At 66.4% G+C, this 16,201-nt stretch carries 16 protein-coding genes and 1 tRNA gene; 4 read left to right on the top strand and 13 right to left on the bottom strand.

The features are described 5' to 3' along the window. Positions 1–8: 8 nt before the first annotated feature. From K320_RS0101030 to K320_RS0100980, 10 genes are all read right to left on the bottom strand, one after another. Complete coding sequence (locus K320_RS0101030) at positions 9–317, bottom strand: c-type cytochrome (RefSeq protein WP_024537051.1); 309 nt, start codon at positions 315–317, stop codon at positions 9–11. A gap of 204 nt (positions 318–521) precedes the next feature. Further along, positions 522–1,388 carry an LOG family protein gene (locus tag K320_RS0101025; protein ID WP_024537050.1) on the bottom strand — a complete coding sequence of 289 codons (867 nt, stop codon included), beginning with the start codon at positions 1,386–1,388 and terminating at the stop codon, positions 522–524. 69 nt (positions 1,389–1,457) lie between these two features. Beyond that, a complete protein-coding gene (gene crcB / locus K320_RS0101020; RefSeq protein ID WP_029695685.1) occupies positions 1,458–1,865 on the bottom strand; it encodes a fluoride efflux transporter CrcB in 408 nt (135 codons plus the stop codon). 13 nt (positions 1,866–1,878) lie between these two features. Continuing rightward, positions 1,879–3,027, bottom strand: a complete 1,149-nt coding sequence (locus tag K320_RS0101015; protein WP_024537048.1) for a glycosyltransferase — start codon at positions 3,025–3,027, stop codon at positions 1,879–1,881. Positions 3,028–3,051: 24 nt separating this feature from the next. Continuing rightward, positions 3,052–3,705 carry a phosphotransferase gene (locus K320_RS18500; RefSeq protein WP_245593814.1) on the bottom strand — a complete coding sequence of 218 codons (654 nt, stop codon included), beginning with the start codon at positions 3,703–3,705 and terminating at the stop codon, positions 3,052–3,054. Between the two features lie 439 nt (positions 3,706–4,144). Further along, complete coding sequence (gene serB / locus K320_RS0101000; protein ID WP_024537045.1) at positions 4,145–4,867, bottom strand: phosphoserine phosphatase SerB; 723 nt, start codon at positions 4,865–4,867, stop codon at positions 4,145–4,147. Positions 4,868–4,874: 7 nt separating this feature from the next. Beyond that, a complete protein-coding gene (locus tag K320_RS0100995) occupies positions 4,875–5,945 on the bottom strand; it encodes an adenosine deaminase (RefSeq protein ID WP_024537044.1) in 1,071 nt (356 codons plus the stop codon). Positions 5,946–6,048: 103 nt separating this feature from the next. Then, positions 6,049–6,125 (bottom strand) — tRNA-Val (locus tag K320_RS0100990). 52 nt (positions 6,126–6,177) lie between these two features. After that, positions 6,178–8,454, bottom strand: coding sequence for a RelA/SpoT family protein (locus K320_RS0100985; RefSeq protein ID WP_051384806.1), 2,277 nt, complete (start codon positions 8,452–8,454; stop codon positions 6,178–6,180). After that, complete coding sequence (locus tag K320_RS0100980) at positions 8,451–9,395, bottom strand: alpha/beta fold hydrolase (protein ID WP_029695682.1); 945 nt, start codon at positions 9,393–9,395, stop codon at positions 8,451–8,453. The genes K320_RS0100985 and K320_RS0100980 overlap by 4 nt, the downstream gene beginning before the upstream one ends. Before the next feature lie 60 nt (positions 9,396–9,455). Here K320_RS0100980 and K320_RS0100975 point away from each other — a divergent pair, with 60 nt between their 5' ends. From K320_RS0100975 to K320_RS0100965, 3 genes are all read left to right on the top strand, one after another. Then, the gene (locus K320_RS0100975) at positions 9,456–10,238 is read left to right on the top strand and encodes a 3-hydroxybutyrate dehydrogenase (protein WP_024537041.1); all 783 of its coding nucleotides are present in this window, start codon (positions 9,456–9,458) and stop codon (positions 10,236–10,238) included. A gap of 122 nt (positions 10,239–10,360) precedes the next feature. After that, positions 10,361–11,095 carry an osmolarity response regulator transcription factor OmpR gene (gene ompR / locus K320_RS0100970; RefSeq protein WP_024537040.1) on the top strand — a complete coding sequence of 245 codons (735 nt, stop codon included), beginning with the start codon at positions 10,361–10,363 and terminating at the stop codon, positions 11,093–11,095. A 20-nt stretch (positions 11,096–11,115) separates the two neighbouring features. Continuing rightward, a complete protein-coding gene (locus K320_RS0100965) occupies positions 11,116–12,597 on the top strand; it encodes a sensor histidine kinase (protein WP_024537039.1) in 1,482 nt (493 codons plus the stop codon). 99 nt (positions 12,598–12,696) lie between these two features. Here K320_RS0100965 and K320_RS0100960 read toward each other — a convergent pair whose 3' ends face one another. Next, entirely contained in the window at positions 12,697–13,692 is a 996-nt protein-coding gene (locus K320_RS0100960; protein ID WP_024537038.1) for a GlxA family transcriptional regulator, read from the bottom strand. Between the two features lie 98 nt (positions 13,693–13,790). On the opposite strand from K320_RS0100960, the gene K320_RS0100955 reads away from it, so the two are divergent. Beyond that, entirely contained in the window at positions 13,791–14,342 is a 552-nt protein-coding gene (locus K320_RS0100955; protein WP_024537037.1) for a cysteine hydrolase family protein, read from the top strand. Between the two features lie 49 nt (positions 14,343–14,391). Here K320_RS0100955 and efp read toward each other — a convergent pair whose 3' ends face one another. After that, entirely contained in the window at positions 14,392–14,946 is a 555-nt protein-coding gene (gene efp / locus K320_RS0100950) for an elongation factor P (protein WP_024537036.1), read from the bottom strand. A gap of 147 nt (positions 14,947–15,093) precedes the next feature. Next, positions 15,094–16,188, bottom strand: a complete 1,095-nt coding sequence (gene earP / locus K320_RS0100945) for an elongation factor P maturation arginine rhamnosyltransferase EarP (protein ID WP_024537035.1) — start codon at positions 16,186–16,188, stop codon at positions 15,094–15,096. Positions 16,189–16,201: the final 13 nt, after the last annotated feature.

The raw sequence follows: 16,201 nt of genomic DNA, 5'->3' as shown, positions 1-16,201 counted from the left end.
GCTGCTCCTCACTTCTTCTGCGCTGCGAAATAGCCGGCGATCGCCTTGAGCTGATCGTCGGAGTAGCCCTTGGCGAGCTGCGTCATGATGGTTGACGGCGCCGCACCGCTCTTGTAGGCGAGCAGCTTGTCCGTCATGTCGGCGGCGTTCTTGCCGGCCAGCGGCGGCATGCCGGGCTGGGCCTGGCCGTTGGTGCCATGGCAGCTGGCACAGCCCGCGGCCCAGCTTTTTACCTGCGTGGGCGAAGTCTGGGCCTGGGAGAGAGGGGCTGCGCTTGCCAGCGCGGCGGTCAATGCGAGAGCGAGTGCTCGGTTCATGGTTTGGCGTCCTCCTTTGGACAGTAGGGGGCGGAAAATCAGTGATGGCCGTGGCAGTCTTGAAACTGGCTGCTGCAACAACAGCCAGTTTCAGTGCTGCCTTATGTATCTTAGAGGCGTGCGCCGCTCGCAAGGCTGAGGGTTTACCCCTGAATTTACGGTGGATGCACGCGGCAGCCACGCCTGCGCTCTTTGAACGCGCTCTTACGGCAGGCTGTAAAAGCCGCGGATCAGCTCCCACGCCTCCTGCGGGTCATCGGTCAGGTGAAAGAGTTCGAGATCCTGGGCGGAAATCGTGCCTTCTTCCACCATCACCTCCGGATGCAGCACGCGCTGCCAGAAGCTGCTGCCAAACAGCACGATGGGCACCGGCTTGGCCTTGCGCGTCTGCACCAGCGTGAGCACCTCGAAGAGTTCATCCAGCGTGCCGAAGCCGCCCGGAAACACCACCAGCGCCTTGGCGCGCATCATGAAGTGCATCTTGCGCAGCGCGAAGTAATGGAACTTGAACGACAGCGACGGCGTGATGAAGCGGTTGCCGCTCTGCTCGTGCGGCAGCGTGATGTTGAGCCCGATGTTGGGCGCGCCCACATCGTGCGCGCCGCGGTTGGCGGCTTCCATGATGCCGGGGCCGCCGCCGGTGCAGATCGTCAGGCGTTCGCTGGTTGGGCGGGTCTGGCTGTACTCGGCCACCAGCCGCGCGAAGTGCCGGGCCTGCGCGTAGTAGTGGCTGTTCTTCACGGCGCGCTCGGCCAGCCGGATGCGCTCGGCGTCTTCGCTTGCGCGTGCCTGGGCCAGCTGCTCCGCGGCCTCGTCCGGCGCCAGGGTGCGCGCGCTGCCGTAGACGACGACGGTGCTTTCTATGCCCTGCTCCATCAGGTTCAGGTCCGGCTTGAGCAGCTCCAGCTGAAAGCGGATGCCACGGGTTTCGCGCCGCTGCAGAAACTCCGGATCGATGAACGCGAGCCGGTAGGCGTTGGGCTGGAACGGATCGCCGTTGGTGGTGTTGCGGTGCAGCTCACCCCACATTTCGGTGAGGCGGGCGTCCTGCAGTTCGGTATTGGATTCCATGGCGAAATTTGATAAAAAATGCCACTGCCGCGCGTCACTGTTGCGCTGGCAGCTCCACAAAAAATAGCGTTATAACCCAGACCTTGCGTGGGCCATGAGCGGCGCGAGTGTCTGCAGCCCAAGCCAGGTCATGGTCAGCGACCCTGCCAGGTGCAGCGTGGCGACCACCAGCGCGTGGCCCAGCCGCCCCTGGGTGAGCAGGCCCACCACCTCGGCGGAGAAGGTGGAAAACGTGGTGAGTGCACCCAGAAAGCCGGTGACCAGCGCCAGCCGCCAGACGGGATCGATCTGCGGCCAGGCTTCAAAGGCGCCAATGGCCAGCCCGATCAGGTAGCCGCCGATCAGGTTGGCGGCCAGCGTGCCCCAGGGCAGGAAGGCGCCAGGGGTGTTGAGCCAGATGCCCAGCACCCAGCGCGACAGTGCGCCTGCGCTTGCGCCGATGCAGATGGCGAGGACGGCGGGCAGGCTGGCGGGCATGGGGCTGGACAGGTCAGGGGCTGGCTGGTGCGGAGCCAATACGTGCGGCCGAAGTCTGCATCCATGCGAGGCGATCGCTATGCATGGCATCGAGGGTATGGCGTTGCAGCAGTGCGGCGGACAGCACACGCAATTCCCCGCGCACATCGGGATCTTCAAGACCGCGGACGCATTGTGCCAGCGCCTGTGCATCGCCCTGGCGGTAAAGCAGGAGCCGGTCCAGACCGAGCGCGGCATAGGCCGCCGCATCGGGGCATACGGGCAGGGCGCCGCGGCACAGCGCGTCGAACACCAGGCGTGGCTGCTCGTCGTTCAGGTTGGTCAGCAAGACCAGGTCCTGCTGGTCCAGCAGCGCAAAAAACGGCCCGGGGTAGGCGATGGGCGCGAGAAACCGCACGTGCAGCCCGCGCTGTGATGCGGCTGCCTTGAGCGCCGCTTCCTCGGGCCCGCTGCCGATCAGCGTGATGTCCATGGCCATCCGCGCCTTGAGGGCTTCAAGCGCCGCCAGTCCGACGGAAAAGCCCTTCATCGGCTCAAGCCGCCCCGCCATGCAGATGCGCAGTGTGGGCGGCGCGGGTGGGCGCTCGGTTTGGATGTCCTGTGCGCTGACCCAGCTGGCAATGCCCACATGCACGTTGGCGTTGGCACCGCGCACCAGCGCGGTGAGCCCGGCCCCGACCACGAAAACGCCGGTGCAACGCCGCGCCAGCCAGCGCTGGGTGAAGCGGATGTCGGCATAACGCAGCAGTCCCAGGGCGTAGCGTGCCACACCGTGCTGGCGGCTGTTGAGCAGCGCCGTGCGCGCGCGGTTGCTGGAGATGCCGAGGAACACCGGCTTGCCCTGGCTGCGTGCGAGCTTCAGGACCTGGCGTGCCAGGGCCGAATTGCGCCAGCCTGTGTGTCCTGGAATCTGCACGAAGCGGGCGCGGGCGATGGCATGTGCCAGCGCATCGCGGTCGTCCTGCGCGATGACGCGGATCGCGGGGGCCAGTGGCGCGTGGTGGTGCGACAGCTGGGCGGCGACCGGGCAGACCAGCGTCACGGGAATCTGCGTGCATTGCGCGTTCACGTCGCGCGCCCACAGGTCCAGCGTGCGCCATTGATCGCCGGCGCGCAGGACGGGAATGGGAGAGACGATCAGGCATGCTGAGGCATGGGACATGGCGTGTGCTGCAGGCATGGTGGTTCAGGCTTGCGCCGACAGGAACACGGCGTAACATTCTTGCGCCGACGTGGCGAATCGATCCGGCGGAAATTCCCCCAGGTGCCGTGCGTAGTGCCCGAGCGCGCCCAGCAGGTGCAGCTCCGGCAGGTGTCTTGAGCCGCCCAGGGCCTGGCGATGCCACTCGATCTCGACGGCCAGGCGCCGCCGCGACACGCCCAGCGAAATGGCGGCGCGGATCAGCCCGTACATCGCATAGCCCTGGACTTCGCTGCCTGCCCAGTCGATGAGTGCGAGGCTGCCGTCGTGCTGGCGCAGGATGTTGCCTTTCCACAGGTCGCCGTGCATCGGGACGTGGTGGGCGCGCACCTCGCCCGCATTCAGCAGGCGTGCCTGCTCCTGTGCGGCGCGGCGCAGCCCATCAGGCAGCGCGGCCATGTCCTGCAAGGCGGCGAGAGAAGCGAGAAACTCCTGGTGTGCGGTGTGCGGTGTGCGGTGTGCGGTGTGCGGTGTGCGGTGTGCGGTGTGCGGTGTGCGGTGTGCCGACGCCCAGCGCGCAGACCTCGCGCAGCCACTGCAGTACCGGGCCTTGCGCGCGCCAGCGCGCGATGCGGCCCGCGAAGCGTCCGTGCGGCAGCGGCCTGCAGTGCGGCACGATGAAAAACGAACGGCCGCCAACCCGGCCTTGGCCAAGCACGTCAAGGATGACGCGCCCGGTGCGCGGTCCCAGCCTGGCCTTCATGGCCTGCATTCGCGCGGCCTCGTCGGCGCTTGCGTCGGGGAAGTCTTGCGGTGATACCAGCAACACGTAGCGGTCACTGGGGCGTGCGCCGTGCTCGATCCGGTAGACCTTCTGTGAATCCGCCACCGAGCGGTTCCAGCTGATCAGCGTGAGCGTCGGGCGCTGGCGCGATCGGGGAAGGGATGGGTTGGCTGCCAGGGCAGCAGCAGCCTGCTCGCCCAGTTGCTCTTCCCAAGTCGGCGGTGTGTCGCTGGTCATGGTGCTCCCTCTTTCTGTGTGATTTTGCATTGCTGGACTGCGCGGGTTTGTCGCGCAGTCTTTAGCACGATCGTATTGCGTGACCCGAGTGCAAAAGCGCAGGGACCGCGCGCCTGTTCATGCAAAAACGTCCAACAGGCGGTCCAGTCCGCCTTCGTTGATGGCCACATTCGCCTGCGCGCGCACCGCGGGCTTGGCGTGGTAGGCCACGGAAAGGCCGGCAACGCCCATCATGGGCAGGTCGTTGGCGCCGTCGCCCATGGCAATCGCCTGCTGCGGCGCGATGCCCATGAGGGAGGCCAGCTCCAGCAGGGCGCGGCGCTTTTCGGCGCCGTCGCAGATGTCGCCCCAGCTCTGGTCCACCATGCGCCCGGTCAGGCGCCCGTTGGAAATTTCAAGCACGTTGGAGCGCGCGAACCGGATGCCGAGCCGTGCCTTGACGCGGTCCGAGAAAAACGTGAAACCGCCCGAGACCAGCAGCGTTGCCAGGCCCGCGGCCTGCGCCGCCCGCATCAGCGCCTCGGCGCCGGGGTTGATGCGCAGGCGCTCGGCGTAGATGGCTTCGAGCTGCGCCAGCGTCACGCCCGCGAGCAGCGCCACGCGCTGGCGCAGGCTTTCCTTGTAATCGGCGATATGGCCTTGCATCGCCGCTTCGGTGATGGCCGAGACCTCGGCCTTCCTGCCGACGGCGGCGGCGATTTCGTCCACGCATTCGATGCTGATCAGCGTCGAATCCATGTCGCAGGCCAGCAGTTTGAAATCGCCCAGGCAGAGCGGCGTGGCGATGCCCTGCACGACGAGGCCAGGCGCGATTTCGCGCGGTGCTTCGGTACTTGTCATGCGGTGATTATCGGGTGGCAAAGCGCTCGAACACCTCGCTCAGCTGCTGGTGCCAGCGCGCCTTGTCGGCGGCCGGGGCAAAGCTCGCGTCAAAGCTGTTGGCGGCCAGCTGCCAGGCGTGGCCGGCGTTCATGCCGGTGGCGGCGAAGACCTGGTGCAGGTTCTCGTTCATGTAGCCGCCGAAGTAGGCCGGGTCGTCCGAGTTGACCGTCGCCACCAAGCCGGCGTCCAGCAGCGCCTTGAGATTGTGCTGGCGCAGATCGGGAAACACCTGCAGCTTCTGGTTGGAGAGCGGGCAGACCGTGAGCGGGATGCGCTCGGCCTTCAGGCGCTGCATCAGCGCCGCGTCGTGCACCGCCTGCACGCCGTGATCGATGCGCTCGGCATGCAGCAGATCGAGCGCCTGCCAGATGTAGGCGGGCGGGCCTTCCTCGCCGGCGTGCGCGACGATATGGAACCCCAGCTCGCGGCAGCGCGCAAACACACGCTCGAATTTTTCCGGCGGATGGCCCAGCTCGCTCGAATCCAGCCCCACGGCAATGAAATGCTCGCGCAGCGGCAGCGCCTGTTCCAGCGTCTCGAAGGCTTCGCGTTCGGAGAGATGGCGCAGAAAGCTCAGGATGAGCCTGGCGCTGATGCCGTGCCTGGCCTGCGCATCCCGGCAGGCGCGCGCGAGGCCGTGCACCACGGTTTCCATCGCCACGCCGCGCGCTGTGTGTGTCTGCGGGTCGAAAAAAATCTCTGCACATACTACATTTTCCGTAGCTACCCGCGCAAGGTAGGAAAGCGCCAGATCGTAAAAATCCTGTTCTTTCTGCAGCACGCCGGCGCCCTGGTAGTACAGGTCCAGAAAGCTCTGGAGATCAGTGAACGCATAGGCGCTGCGCAGTGCTTGCACGCTGGCATAGGGCAGGGCGATGCCGTTGCGCTGCGCCAGCTGGAAGATCATTTCGGGTTCGAGTGAACCTTCGATGTGGATATGCAGCTCCGCCTTGGGCATGGCGGCCAGCAGCGCGGGCAGGCGCTCATCGACAATCGGTGGCAGCTTGGGCGGCAAGGCGGGCTCCGGGGTGGTCATGGCTGGAACATACCACCGGTTGATGTGCGCCCGGCTTTTGCACACTTTCTCCGTGCCGCCAACAAAAAAGCACCGACGTTTTCACGCAAGTGCTTGATTTCATTGGTAGGCGCGATTGGACTCGAACCAACGACCCCCACCATGTCAAGGTGGTGCTCTAACCAGCTGAGCTACGCGCCTGTTCTACCGAAGCATGCGATTCTAGCAAGAAAAAACGGAGGATCGCCGAAATTCAGCGCCTGCGGGCCGTGCGCACGCCCGGCACGGCGGCAACGATGGCGAGCACCTTGTTCAGCCGCTCGGTGTCGGGCACCTCCACCGTGAAGACCATCCAGGCGCTGCCCTTGACGGATTGCGTCTGCACGCCGATGACGTTGGTCTTCTCGCGCGTGAAGACATCCGAGATGTCGCGCAGCAGGCCCTGGCGGTCGGTGGCTTCGATGGCCACGTCCATGGGGTAGACCTCGCGCTCGGGGCGTGCGTCATGGCCCCAGGCGACGTCGATCACGCGCTCTTCGTGGCGTGCGGCGAGCTCGCGGAAGTTGCTGCAATCGGCGCGGTGCACGCTCACGCCCTTGCCGCGCGTGACGAAGCCGCGGATGTCGTCGGGCGGCGCGGGCTTGCAGCACTTGGCCAGCTGCGTCATCAGCGAGCCTATGCCGACGACCAGCACGGCGCCCTGGCCGGCGGCATCGCTGCGGGCCTTTCTGCGCGTGGAGGGCTCCGGCACCACTGACGCGTCCGCGGGCTGCGGGCGCAGCAGCTGTTCGATGGAGCGCAGCGAGAGCTCGTCCTTGCCCACTACTTCAAACAAGGCTTCCGCCGTCTTGAAACCCAGCTGCGCCGCGAGGTCGTCGTGCCTGAGGGCGGTCTTGCCCTCGCGCTGCAGCAGTTTTTCCACCAGCTCGCGTCCGCGGGCGATGGTGTGCTCCAGCTGTTCGGCGTTGAACCAGGCGCGCACCTTGGCCTTGGCGCGCGGGCTGGTCAAGTAGCCCAGTTCCGGGTTGAGCCAGTCGCGCGAGGGGCGGCCTTCCTTGGCGGTGGTGATTTCCACCGTCTGGCCGTTCTGCAGCGCGGTGTTGAGCGGCACCATGCTGCCGTCCACCTTGGCGCCGCGGCAGCGGTGACCGACGCTGGTGTGCACCGCATAGGCGAAGTCCACCGGCGTGGCGCCCTGCGGCAGCTCGATCACCGCGGCGTCGGGCGTGAGCACGTAGATGCGATCCTCGAACAGCGTGCTGTGGCTGGCGCTGCCGGCCAGGTCGCGCTCCCACGCGAGCAGCTGGCGCAGCACGGCGATCTTGGCGTCGTAGTCGCTCGCCGCGCTCACGCCGGCGTAGCCCTTGGTCCCCGCTTCCTTGTAGGCCCAGTGGGCCGCCACGCCGCTTTCGGCATGGTCGTGCATGGCCTGGCTGCGGATCTGGATCTCGATCGCCTTGCCATCCGCGTCGCGCACCACGGTGTGCAGCGACTGGTAGCCATTGGGCTTGGGCTTGGCGATGTAGTCGTCGAATTCGGATTCGATCGACTGGTAGTGGCTGTGCACCCAGCTCAGCGTGGCGTAGCACTCCTTCACGCTGGGCACGATGACGCGCAGCGCGTGCAGGTCATAGACCTGGTCGAAGCTGAGCGATTTGCCGCGCATCTTCTTGACGATGCTGTAGATGTGCTTGGGCCGGCCCGAGACCTTGGCCTGTATGCCCTGCGCCCGCAACTCGTGTTCCAGCCGCGTGCGCAGCTGCTCGACATAGGCCTCGCGTTCGGTGCGCTTTTCGTCGAGCAGGCGCGCCACGTCGCGGTAGGTGTCGGGTTCGAGCCCGCGAAACGCCAGGTCTTCCAGCTCCCATTTGAGCTGCCAGATGCCCAGGCGGTTGGCCAGCGGCGCGAAGACCTGCAGCGTCTCGCTGGCCATCGCGGGCGAAACAGGCTTTTTGACCGACGCGTAGTAGCGCATGGTCTGCAGGCGCGAGGCCAGGCGCAGCAGCACCACGCGCAGGTCGCGCGAGAATGCGAGCAGCATCTTGCGCACGTTCTCGGTCTGCAGCTGCGTGCTGTCCATCGGCATGCGCGTGGTGTGCGCTTCGCGCGCCACGCGCTGCACGCGCATGAGCTTGGTGGTTTCCACCGCCAGCTGCGCGAAGTTGGGGCTGAAGGCCTTGGCGATGATCTCCTCGGGCCGCGCCAGGTGGGCGCAGGTGTGCACCAGGTAGATGGCAGCCTGCATGGTCTCGGAGCTGCCGAGCTGGCGCAGGATTTGCGCGATCGCGTCGGCATGCGCCAGCGTGTTTTCACCGGAGTCCAGCGTTTCGCCCGCCAGCAGCGGTTCGGCAAAGGCGCGCGCGCGCCGCAGTGCTTCCTGCGGGTGCAGGTCCAGATCCGCGACGGCGTTGGCCGTGGCGGCGATCAGATGCGGCAGCGGCTCCGGGCGCTGTGCCTCGCTGCGCACTGTCGTCGCTGCCGCTGCCGCGGTCGCGGTCGCTGTCGTCAACGGGAGCGTGCTGCTCTTCATGCGTTCTGCGTTGCCTCCGGCGCGAACAGAAATTGCGTGACGGCGGCCACCTGATCGGCGGCCACCAGCGTGGGGGCATGTCCTATGCCGGCAAACTCCATCATGCGCGGGCGCGGACCGCGCTGCAGCATCTGCGCCGCGGTGTCGGGCGTGAGCAGATCGGACACAGCGCCGCGCAGCAGCAGGGTGCCGGCCTTGATCTGGTCGTAGAGCTGCCATACCAGCGTTTCGCCGTCCCTGGCCATCTGCGGCGTGAGGCTTTTGAACGGGATGGCGATCGCCGGGTCGTAGTGCAGCCTGAAGCCGCCTTCCGGCGCGGGGCGCAGCATGGGGCGGCTCAGCGCCAGCCATTGCCCGGGCGTATGCGGACCGAAGGAGGTGGAGATGGCCCAGAGCGCGTCGGCGCCCTGCTGCTCGCTGGCAAAGCGCAGCGGGGCGCCCAGGTATTGGCCGATGCGCTGCAGCGCCTCCCAGTTGAGCGAAGGCCCGACGTCGTTGAGCACCAGCCGGCGTATCGGCGCGGGCAGGGGCAGGCCGGGCTGCCCCGCGAGCCCCATGCCGATCAGCCCGCCCATGCTGGTGCCGACCCAGTCCAGCGCCTGGATCGCGCCTTCGCTGTGCACCTGCGCCAGCATGGCCAGCATGTCGCCGCCGTACAGCGGAATCTGGTAGCCCTGCGGGTCTTGCAGCCAGTCGCTTTCGCCGCGGCCGACCACGTCGGGGCAGATGACGCGGGCCTGCGGCGCCAGCGCGCGCGCCAGCGTGTCGAAATCCCGCCCCTGGCGCGACAGGCCATGCACGCAGACGATGACGTGCGGGTGTGCCGGGTCGCCGGTGGCGTTCCATTCCCAGTACGCCATGCGGTGACCCTCGGCCCTGCCTTGGGCGACAGCACCGGGGCAGGTGACGTGGTGCAGGGTGGGTTCAATCGGTGTATCCATGTTGCAGCGCAGCGATCAATAATGGCTGTGTTGCATCCTAATTCATTCGGAGGTTTCTTCATGTTGCAAGGTAAAACGGCATTGGTCACGGGCTCCACCAGCGGGATTGGCCTGGGCATTGCCAAGGCGCTGGCACGCCAGGGCGCGCACATCGTGCTGAACGGTTTCGGCGATGTGGACGGCCCGCGCGGCGAAATCGAGCAGGCGGGCAAGGCGCACGGCGTGCGTACCGGCTACCACGGCGCGGACATGAGCCGTCCGGCCGAGATCGAGGCCATGATGCAGTACGCCGCGAAGGAATTCGGGCGCGTGGACATCCTGGTGAACAATGCCGGCATCCAGCATGTGAGCGCGGTGCAGGATTTTCCGGTGGAGCGCTGGGACGCGATCATCGCCATCAACCTTTCCAGTGCCTTTCATACCTCGCGCCTGGCGCTGCCCGGCATGCTCGCAAACAACTGGGGGCGCATCATCAACGTGGCCTCGGTGCACGGCCTGGTGGCGTCGGCGCAGAAGTCGGCCTACGTTGCGGCCAAGCACGGCATCATCGGCCTGACCAAGGTGACGGCACTGGAAACCGCGCAGACCGGCGTGACCTGCAACGCCATCTGCCCGGGCTGGGTGCTGACGCCGCTGGTGCAAAAACAGGTGGACGCCAAGGCCGCGGAGGCGGGCGTCTCCAACGAAGAAGCCAAGAAGCTGCTGCTGGGCGAGAAAGAGCCTTCGATGCAGTTCACCACACCCGATGAGCTGGGCGAGCTGGCGGTGTTCTTCTGCTCTGCGGCCGCCAACAACGTGCGCGGCGCGGCCTGGAACATGGACGGCGGGTGGACGGCGCAATAGCCGCGCATTGCCGCCACACGAAAAACCTGTAACAGTGGGTCAGCGCACCGGGTCCGCGGGGCATTTTTGCGGATTCCGAGGCCAGAATCGCCGTTGTTACAAATTCGCTGGAGGCCGTTTTCATGACACCAGGCGCTGCAACCCGCACCGACAAAATCCTCATCGTCGACGACGATGCCCGCATTCGCGACCTGCTGCGCCGCTACCTGACGCAGGAAGGCTTCGAGGTCATGGTGGCCGAGGACGGCAAGGCGCTCAACCGCCTGATGCTGCGCGAGACGGCCGATCTGATCGTGCTGGATCTGATGATGCCGGGCGAGGACGGCCTCTCGATCTGCCGGCGCCTGCGCGCCGCGCACGACCGCACGCCCATCATCATGCTGACGGCGAAGGGCGAGGACGTGGACCGCATCGTCGGCCTGGAGGTCGGCGCGGACGACTATCTGGGAAAACCCTTCAATCCGCGCGAATTGCTGGCGCGCATCCACGCCGTGCTGCGTAGGCGCCCGCCGCAGGAAGCGCCGGGCGCGCCTTCGGGCGAGAACGAAGTGGTCAACTTCGGTCCGTTCACCTTCGACCTGGGCACACGCGCGTTGCAGCGCAATGGCGAGGAGCTGCCGCTGACCACCGGAGAGTTCGCCATGCTCAAGGCGCTGGTGCGCCACCCGCGCCAGCCGCTGTCGCGCGAAAAGCTGGCGCTGCTGGCACGCGGACGCGAGTTCGAGCCCTTCGACCGCAGCCTGGATGTGCAGGTTTCGCGCCTGCGCAAGCTGGTGGAGCTCGATGCCGCCTCGCCGCGGTTCATCCAGACCGTCTGGGGTGTGGGCTACGTCTTCGTGCCTGACGGCGCCAACTGAACGCGCGGCACTGCACCAGCATGGGCAGCGACGCGGATTCCTCGTTCCCGCATAGCGACGCCTCGCTGACGGGCGGGGTGGATCGCCGGCGCAGGCCGCGCCGGCGCGTTGGCCTGAACCTGTTCTGGCGCACTTTTTTCCTGCTGCTGCTGCTGCTGGTGGGCAGCATTCTGGTGTGGCTGCAGACGCTGCGCGCCCTCGAATTGGAACCGCGCACCGTGCAGACGGCGCAGCAGATTGCCTCGCTCGTCAACCTGAGCCGTGCGGCGCTCACGCATTCCGACGCGATTGCCCGCGTGGCGCTGATCAAGGCGATGGCGGAGCAGGAGGGCGTGCGCCTCGTGCCGCGCGAGCCTTCGGACCAGTTCGAGCCGCTGCCTCCCTCGCCCCTGGGCCAGCGCCTGTCGCTGGAGCTCGGCCAGCGCCTGGGGCCGGGCACCGTCGTGGCCAGCCGGGTCAACGGCGAGACCGGGCTTTGGGTGGGCTTCACCATCAACGGCGATCCCAACTGGCTGCTGCTCGATCCCTCGCGCCTGGCGGTGGCTGGGGGTGGCACCTGGCTGATCTGGCTGATGACGGCGGTGGTGCTTTCGCTCACCGGCGCGGCGGCGCTGGCGCGGCTCATCAACCTGCCGCTCAAGCAGCTGTCGCAGGCCACCAACCGCGTGCGGCGCGGTGATTTTGCGGCCAGCACGCTGGACGAAGCGGCGGTGACCAGCGAAATCCGCGAGGTCAACATCGGCTTCAACCGCATGGCGCAGATGCTGGCCAAGCTGGACCAGGACCGGGCGGTGATGCTGGCGGGCATCTCGCACGATCTGCGCACGCCGCTGGCGCGCCTGCGGCTGGAAACCGAGATGAGCGTGCAGGACGAAGAGGCGCGCGAGCACATGGTGGCGGACATCGTGCAGCTGGATGCCACGATAGACAAATTCCTGGATTACGCCCGCCCCGATTCGGTGGCGCTGTCGCCGCTGAGCCTGGAGGCTGTCGTTTCCACCTGCGTCTATGCGGTACGCAACGATCCGCAGATGCAGGTCACGGCCGCGGTGGCGCGCGATCTGTACGTCATGGCCGACGAGATCGAGCTGGCGCGGGTCATCTCCAACCTGCTGGAAAACGCGCGGCGCTACGGCAAGACGCCGGAGCGGGAGATCACGCAGGTGGCGATTTCCGCCGGCAGTAGCGGCGCGTGGGTATGGCTGGAGCTGCGCGACCACGGCGCTGGCGTGGCGCCCGAGCAGCTTGCGCGGCTGACGCAGCCCTTCTTTCGCGGCGATGCAGCGCGCACCGCGGCCGCCGGCGCGGGGCTGGGCCTGTCGATCGTGGACAAGACGGTGCAGCGCATGGGCGGGGCATTCGCCCTGGCCAATGCAGACGCCGCGACGGGTGGCGGGCTCGTCGCCCGCGTGGAGCTCAAGCGTGCCGATGTGCTGCCGGACGAGGCGCCGGAGGTGGTGCAGCGGCTGCATCGTCCGCCGGCAGAGCCGCAGCGGACGTGAGCGTTGCCTGTGAAGTGAGGGGTGACGCTGAACAAACCCTGCGCGGTGTGGCGCACCGGGAAGGCCCGGCGGCATGCAACTTCAGCGCGGCAACGGGCACTACGCGGAGACTTTGAACACGCTCTGAGAAGCGGCCGCGAACCGCTGCCGGTATTCGCCCGGCGGCAGGCCGACGATTTTCTGGAAGACTTTGCGCAAAGCGCTCGCATCGCCGTATCCGACATCCCAGGCGATCCGGTCGAAGGGCAGTTTCGTCATTTGCAGCAGCTCCTTGGCTTTGCCCACCCGCATCCGCTGCACATATTCACCCGTGGTCATGCCGGTGGCCTTCTTGAACCGGCGCAGCAAGGTCCGTTCTTCCAGCCCGGCCATCTTTGCCAGCTCGGCGAGGACGATGTCCTTGCCCTCGGCGGCATGCAGCCCATGCTGCACCTTGAGGACGGCGCTGTCGCCATGTTTGAGGTTGGGCGCGAAGGCGCTGTAGTAGCACTGCTCGCGGCCCGGCGGGTCGATCAGCAGCAGGCGCGCGGTTTCCAGCATCACGGAACCACCCAGGTAGCGATCCACCAGGCGCAGGCCCAGATCCGTCCATGCCATCGCACCGCCAGCGGTCACGATGTCGCCGTCGTCGATCACCAGGCGGTCGGTGTCCAGCCTGGCTTTGGGAAAACGGGCGCGAAAGTCGTTCGCATACAGCCAATGCGTGGTGACATGGCGGCCATTCAGCACGCCGGTTTCGCCCAGCAGGAAAGCGCCTGCGCACACCGAGCACAGCACGACACCCGCCTGGTGCTGCCCGCGCAGCCATGCGGCGAGCGGCGCGGCCGCCTGCGGCGCAATGGGCGCATCCAGGCTGGGCGGTGCGAGCAGCACCGTCAGATGGTCTTGTGCCTGCGGTGCGCTGTCGAAGATGCGCTGCGCGCTTGCCCTGGAGGGTGCGGGCTGCCAGTGGCTGATGCGCAGGGAGGGCTGATGGCCGCCTTGCCTCAAGGCTGCCCTGCTGGCCACTGAAAAGAGATCGGTCAGGCCCAGGACGGCGGCTGATTGCGCACCGGGGTAAAGCACCAGTCCGATTTCGATGGGCAATGGTTCCATATGTCGATTTTAGACTTTAAATTGTCGATAACGCCACTTTCGCCAGCCGCGATGTTTCCCCACAATCGAGCCCATCCATTACCAGCAAAGGAAACCCCATGAGCAAGCGAGCCGTTCTCGTCGTCGATCTTCAAAAAGAATATCTGCCTGCCGGCAAACTGGCCCTGGTGGGCATCGAACAGGCCGTTGCCAATGCGGTTCAGGTCATTGGCGATGCGCGTGCCAGGGGCGAGCTGGTCGTCCATATCCACCATGAATCGGACAACCCGGCCATCCCGGTCTTCGTGCCCGGCTCGGACGGCGTGCAATTCATTGCGGACGTGACGCCGCAGGCGGGCGAGCCTGCCGTGCTCAAGCACTTTCCCAACTCTTTCCTCAAGACCGACCTGAAGAGCGTCCTCGACAGCAACGGCATCGAAGAAGTCGTCATCGTCGGTGCGATGAGCCAGATGTGCATCGATGCCACCGCCCGCGCAGCCTCCGATATCGGCTACCCGGTCACCGTGATCCATGACGCCTGCGCCACCCGCGACCTGGAGTTCGGCGGCCAGAGCGTCCCGGCGGCACAGGTGCATGCGGCCTTCATGTCGGCGCTGGCCTTTTCCTATGCCCGCGTCATCTCATGCGGCGAATACCAGGCGGCTCGGTGAAATAAAAAAGGCTTCCCGAACGGGAAGCCTTGGCATGGCGTGGCTGGGATCAGACGCGCTTGCGGTATTCACCGGTGCGGGTGTCGATTTCGATGCGGTCGCCCTGGCCGACGAACAGCGGCACGGCCACTTCGAAATTGGTGGCGATCTTGGCGGGCTTGAGCACCTTGCCCGAGGTGTCGCCCTTGACGGCCGGCTCGGTCCAGGTGATTTCGCGCTCGACACTGGTGGGCAGCTCCACTGAAATCGCCTTGCCTTCGTAGAACACGACTTCGGCGGCCATGCCGTCTTCCAGGTAGTTGATGGCGTCGCCCATGTTGCTCGATTCGATGTCGTACTGGTTGTACTCGGCATCCATCCAGACGTACATCGGATCGGCGAAGTAGGAGTAGGTGCAATCCTTCTTGTCCAGAATGACGTTGTCCATCTTGTCGTCGGCGCGGAAGACCACTTCGGTGCCCATGTTGTTGAGCAGACCCTTGAGTTTCATGCGCACGGTGGCGGCGCCGCGGCCGCCGCGGGCGTATTCGGTCTTGAGGACGATCATCGGGTCCTTGCCCTGCATGATCACGTTGCCGGCGCGGATTTCTTGAGCGATTTTCATGGGCTGTGCAGTCCTGGGTGTGTGGTGCCGCGCCTGACAGCGGGGCGGGTTGGCCACGCTTGGGGCCTTCCAACCCCGGGGCCGGGAGCCGGCGGGGGCGCTTGCATGGCACACGCATGGCATGCATGAAACGCAAAGGCTGCTATTTTAGCGTTTTTCCTGCACGAAGCGAAAGAGCTGGCTCACCAGGTCGTCCTGCGCCAGCAGCCGCGCGCGCGCGGCCCGCACGCATTCGCGCCAGGATTGCCATTCCCCGGCATCAAGCATCTGCGGCTGGATCGGATCGTTCGTCACGCCGTTCCAGGCGTGGTGCAGCCGCCGCAGCCGGGGTGGTGCATCCAGCCAGTCCAGGAAGGCATCGAGCTTGGCGTGGTGGGCGTTGTCGTGCTGCGGGTAGAGGTGCCAGAGCAGCGGCTGCCCGGCCCAGAGCGCGCGCGCCAGGGAGTCCTCGCCGCGCACGCAGTTGAAATCACTGGCCCAGAGCAGTTCGTCAAAACTGATCTGGGAACAGGGCGGAAGGTATTGAATCGATAGCTGCCCGCATGCGACCTGATTGAGAAAAATGGGATTTTCACCATATTTTTTTTGTTCCCAGGCTTGCACTGCCGCTGCCGCGCGCCCGGGGGTGACCAGCAGCCGCGACCGGGTTTGTGCCGCCAGCGCATCGAGCCAGCCAGGCAGCGCGGGCGGCTCATAGCAGAACAGGGCGATGGTGCGCGCATCCGGCGCGATGCCGTGGCGCGTGCGCCAGGCGCCGCGGTCGAACCGCGCCTGGCGGGTTGCCAGATCGCTCTCGCGCAGCAGGCCACCGGTGCGCCCGGTGAAGCCGGGGTAGAAGTACCAGCGGGTCAGGCCCGCGCCCGGCCCGCCGTGGACGGGCGAGGGCAGGCGGTGGCTGCGCTCCACATAGGGTTCGGCGCTCAGGTATTCCAGGTTGATCCACAAGGGTTTTTGGTCTCTGGCGCTTGATGCATCCGCGATGGCTGCTACGAAATTTCGCGGCAATTCACAGCCGAAGGTTTCCAGCACCACGGCGCCGGGTTCGCCGCGATCCCCATCGTCAGGCCAGGGCAGCACGGTGACCGCGGGGTGTCCGTCAGGGGCCATCCACGCGAGCGCCGAGGCATCGTCGGTCCACAGCCGTACCTGCTCGCCGCGCTGCGCCAGATCGCAGGCCAGGCGCCAGCACACGCCGATATCGCCCCAGTTGTCGACCACGCGGCAAAACACATCCCACAGCATGGGGCGATGGTAA

The organism is Comamonas badia DSM 17552 (assembly GCF_000484635.1).
GTDB classification, from domain to species: Bacteria; Pseudomonadota; Gammaproteobacteria; order Burkholderiales; family Burkholderiaceae_C; genus Comamonas_C; species Comamonas_C badia.
This window is presented reverse-complemented; position numbering and strand designations above follow the sequence as displayed.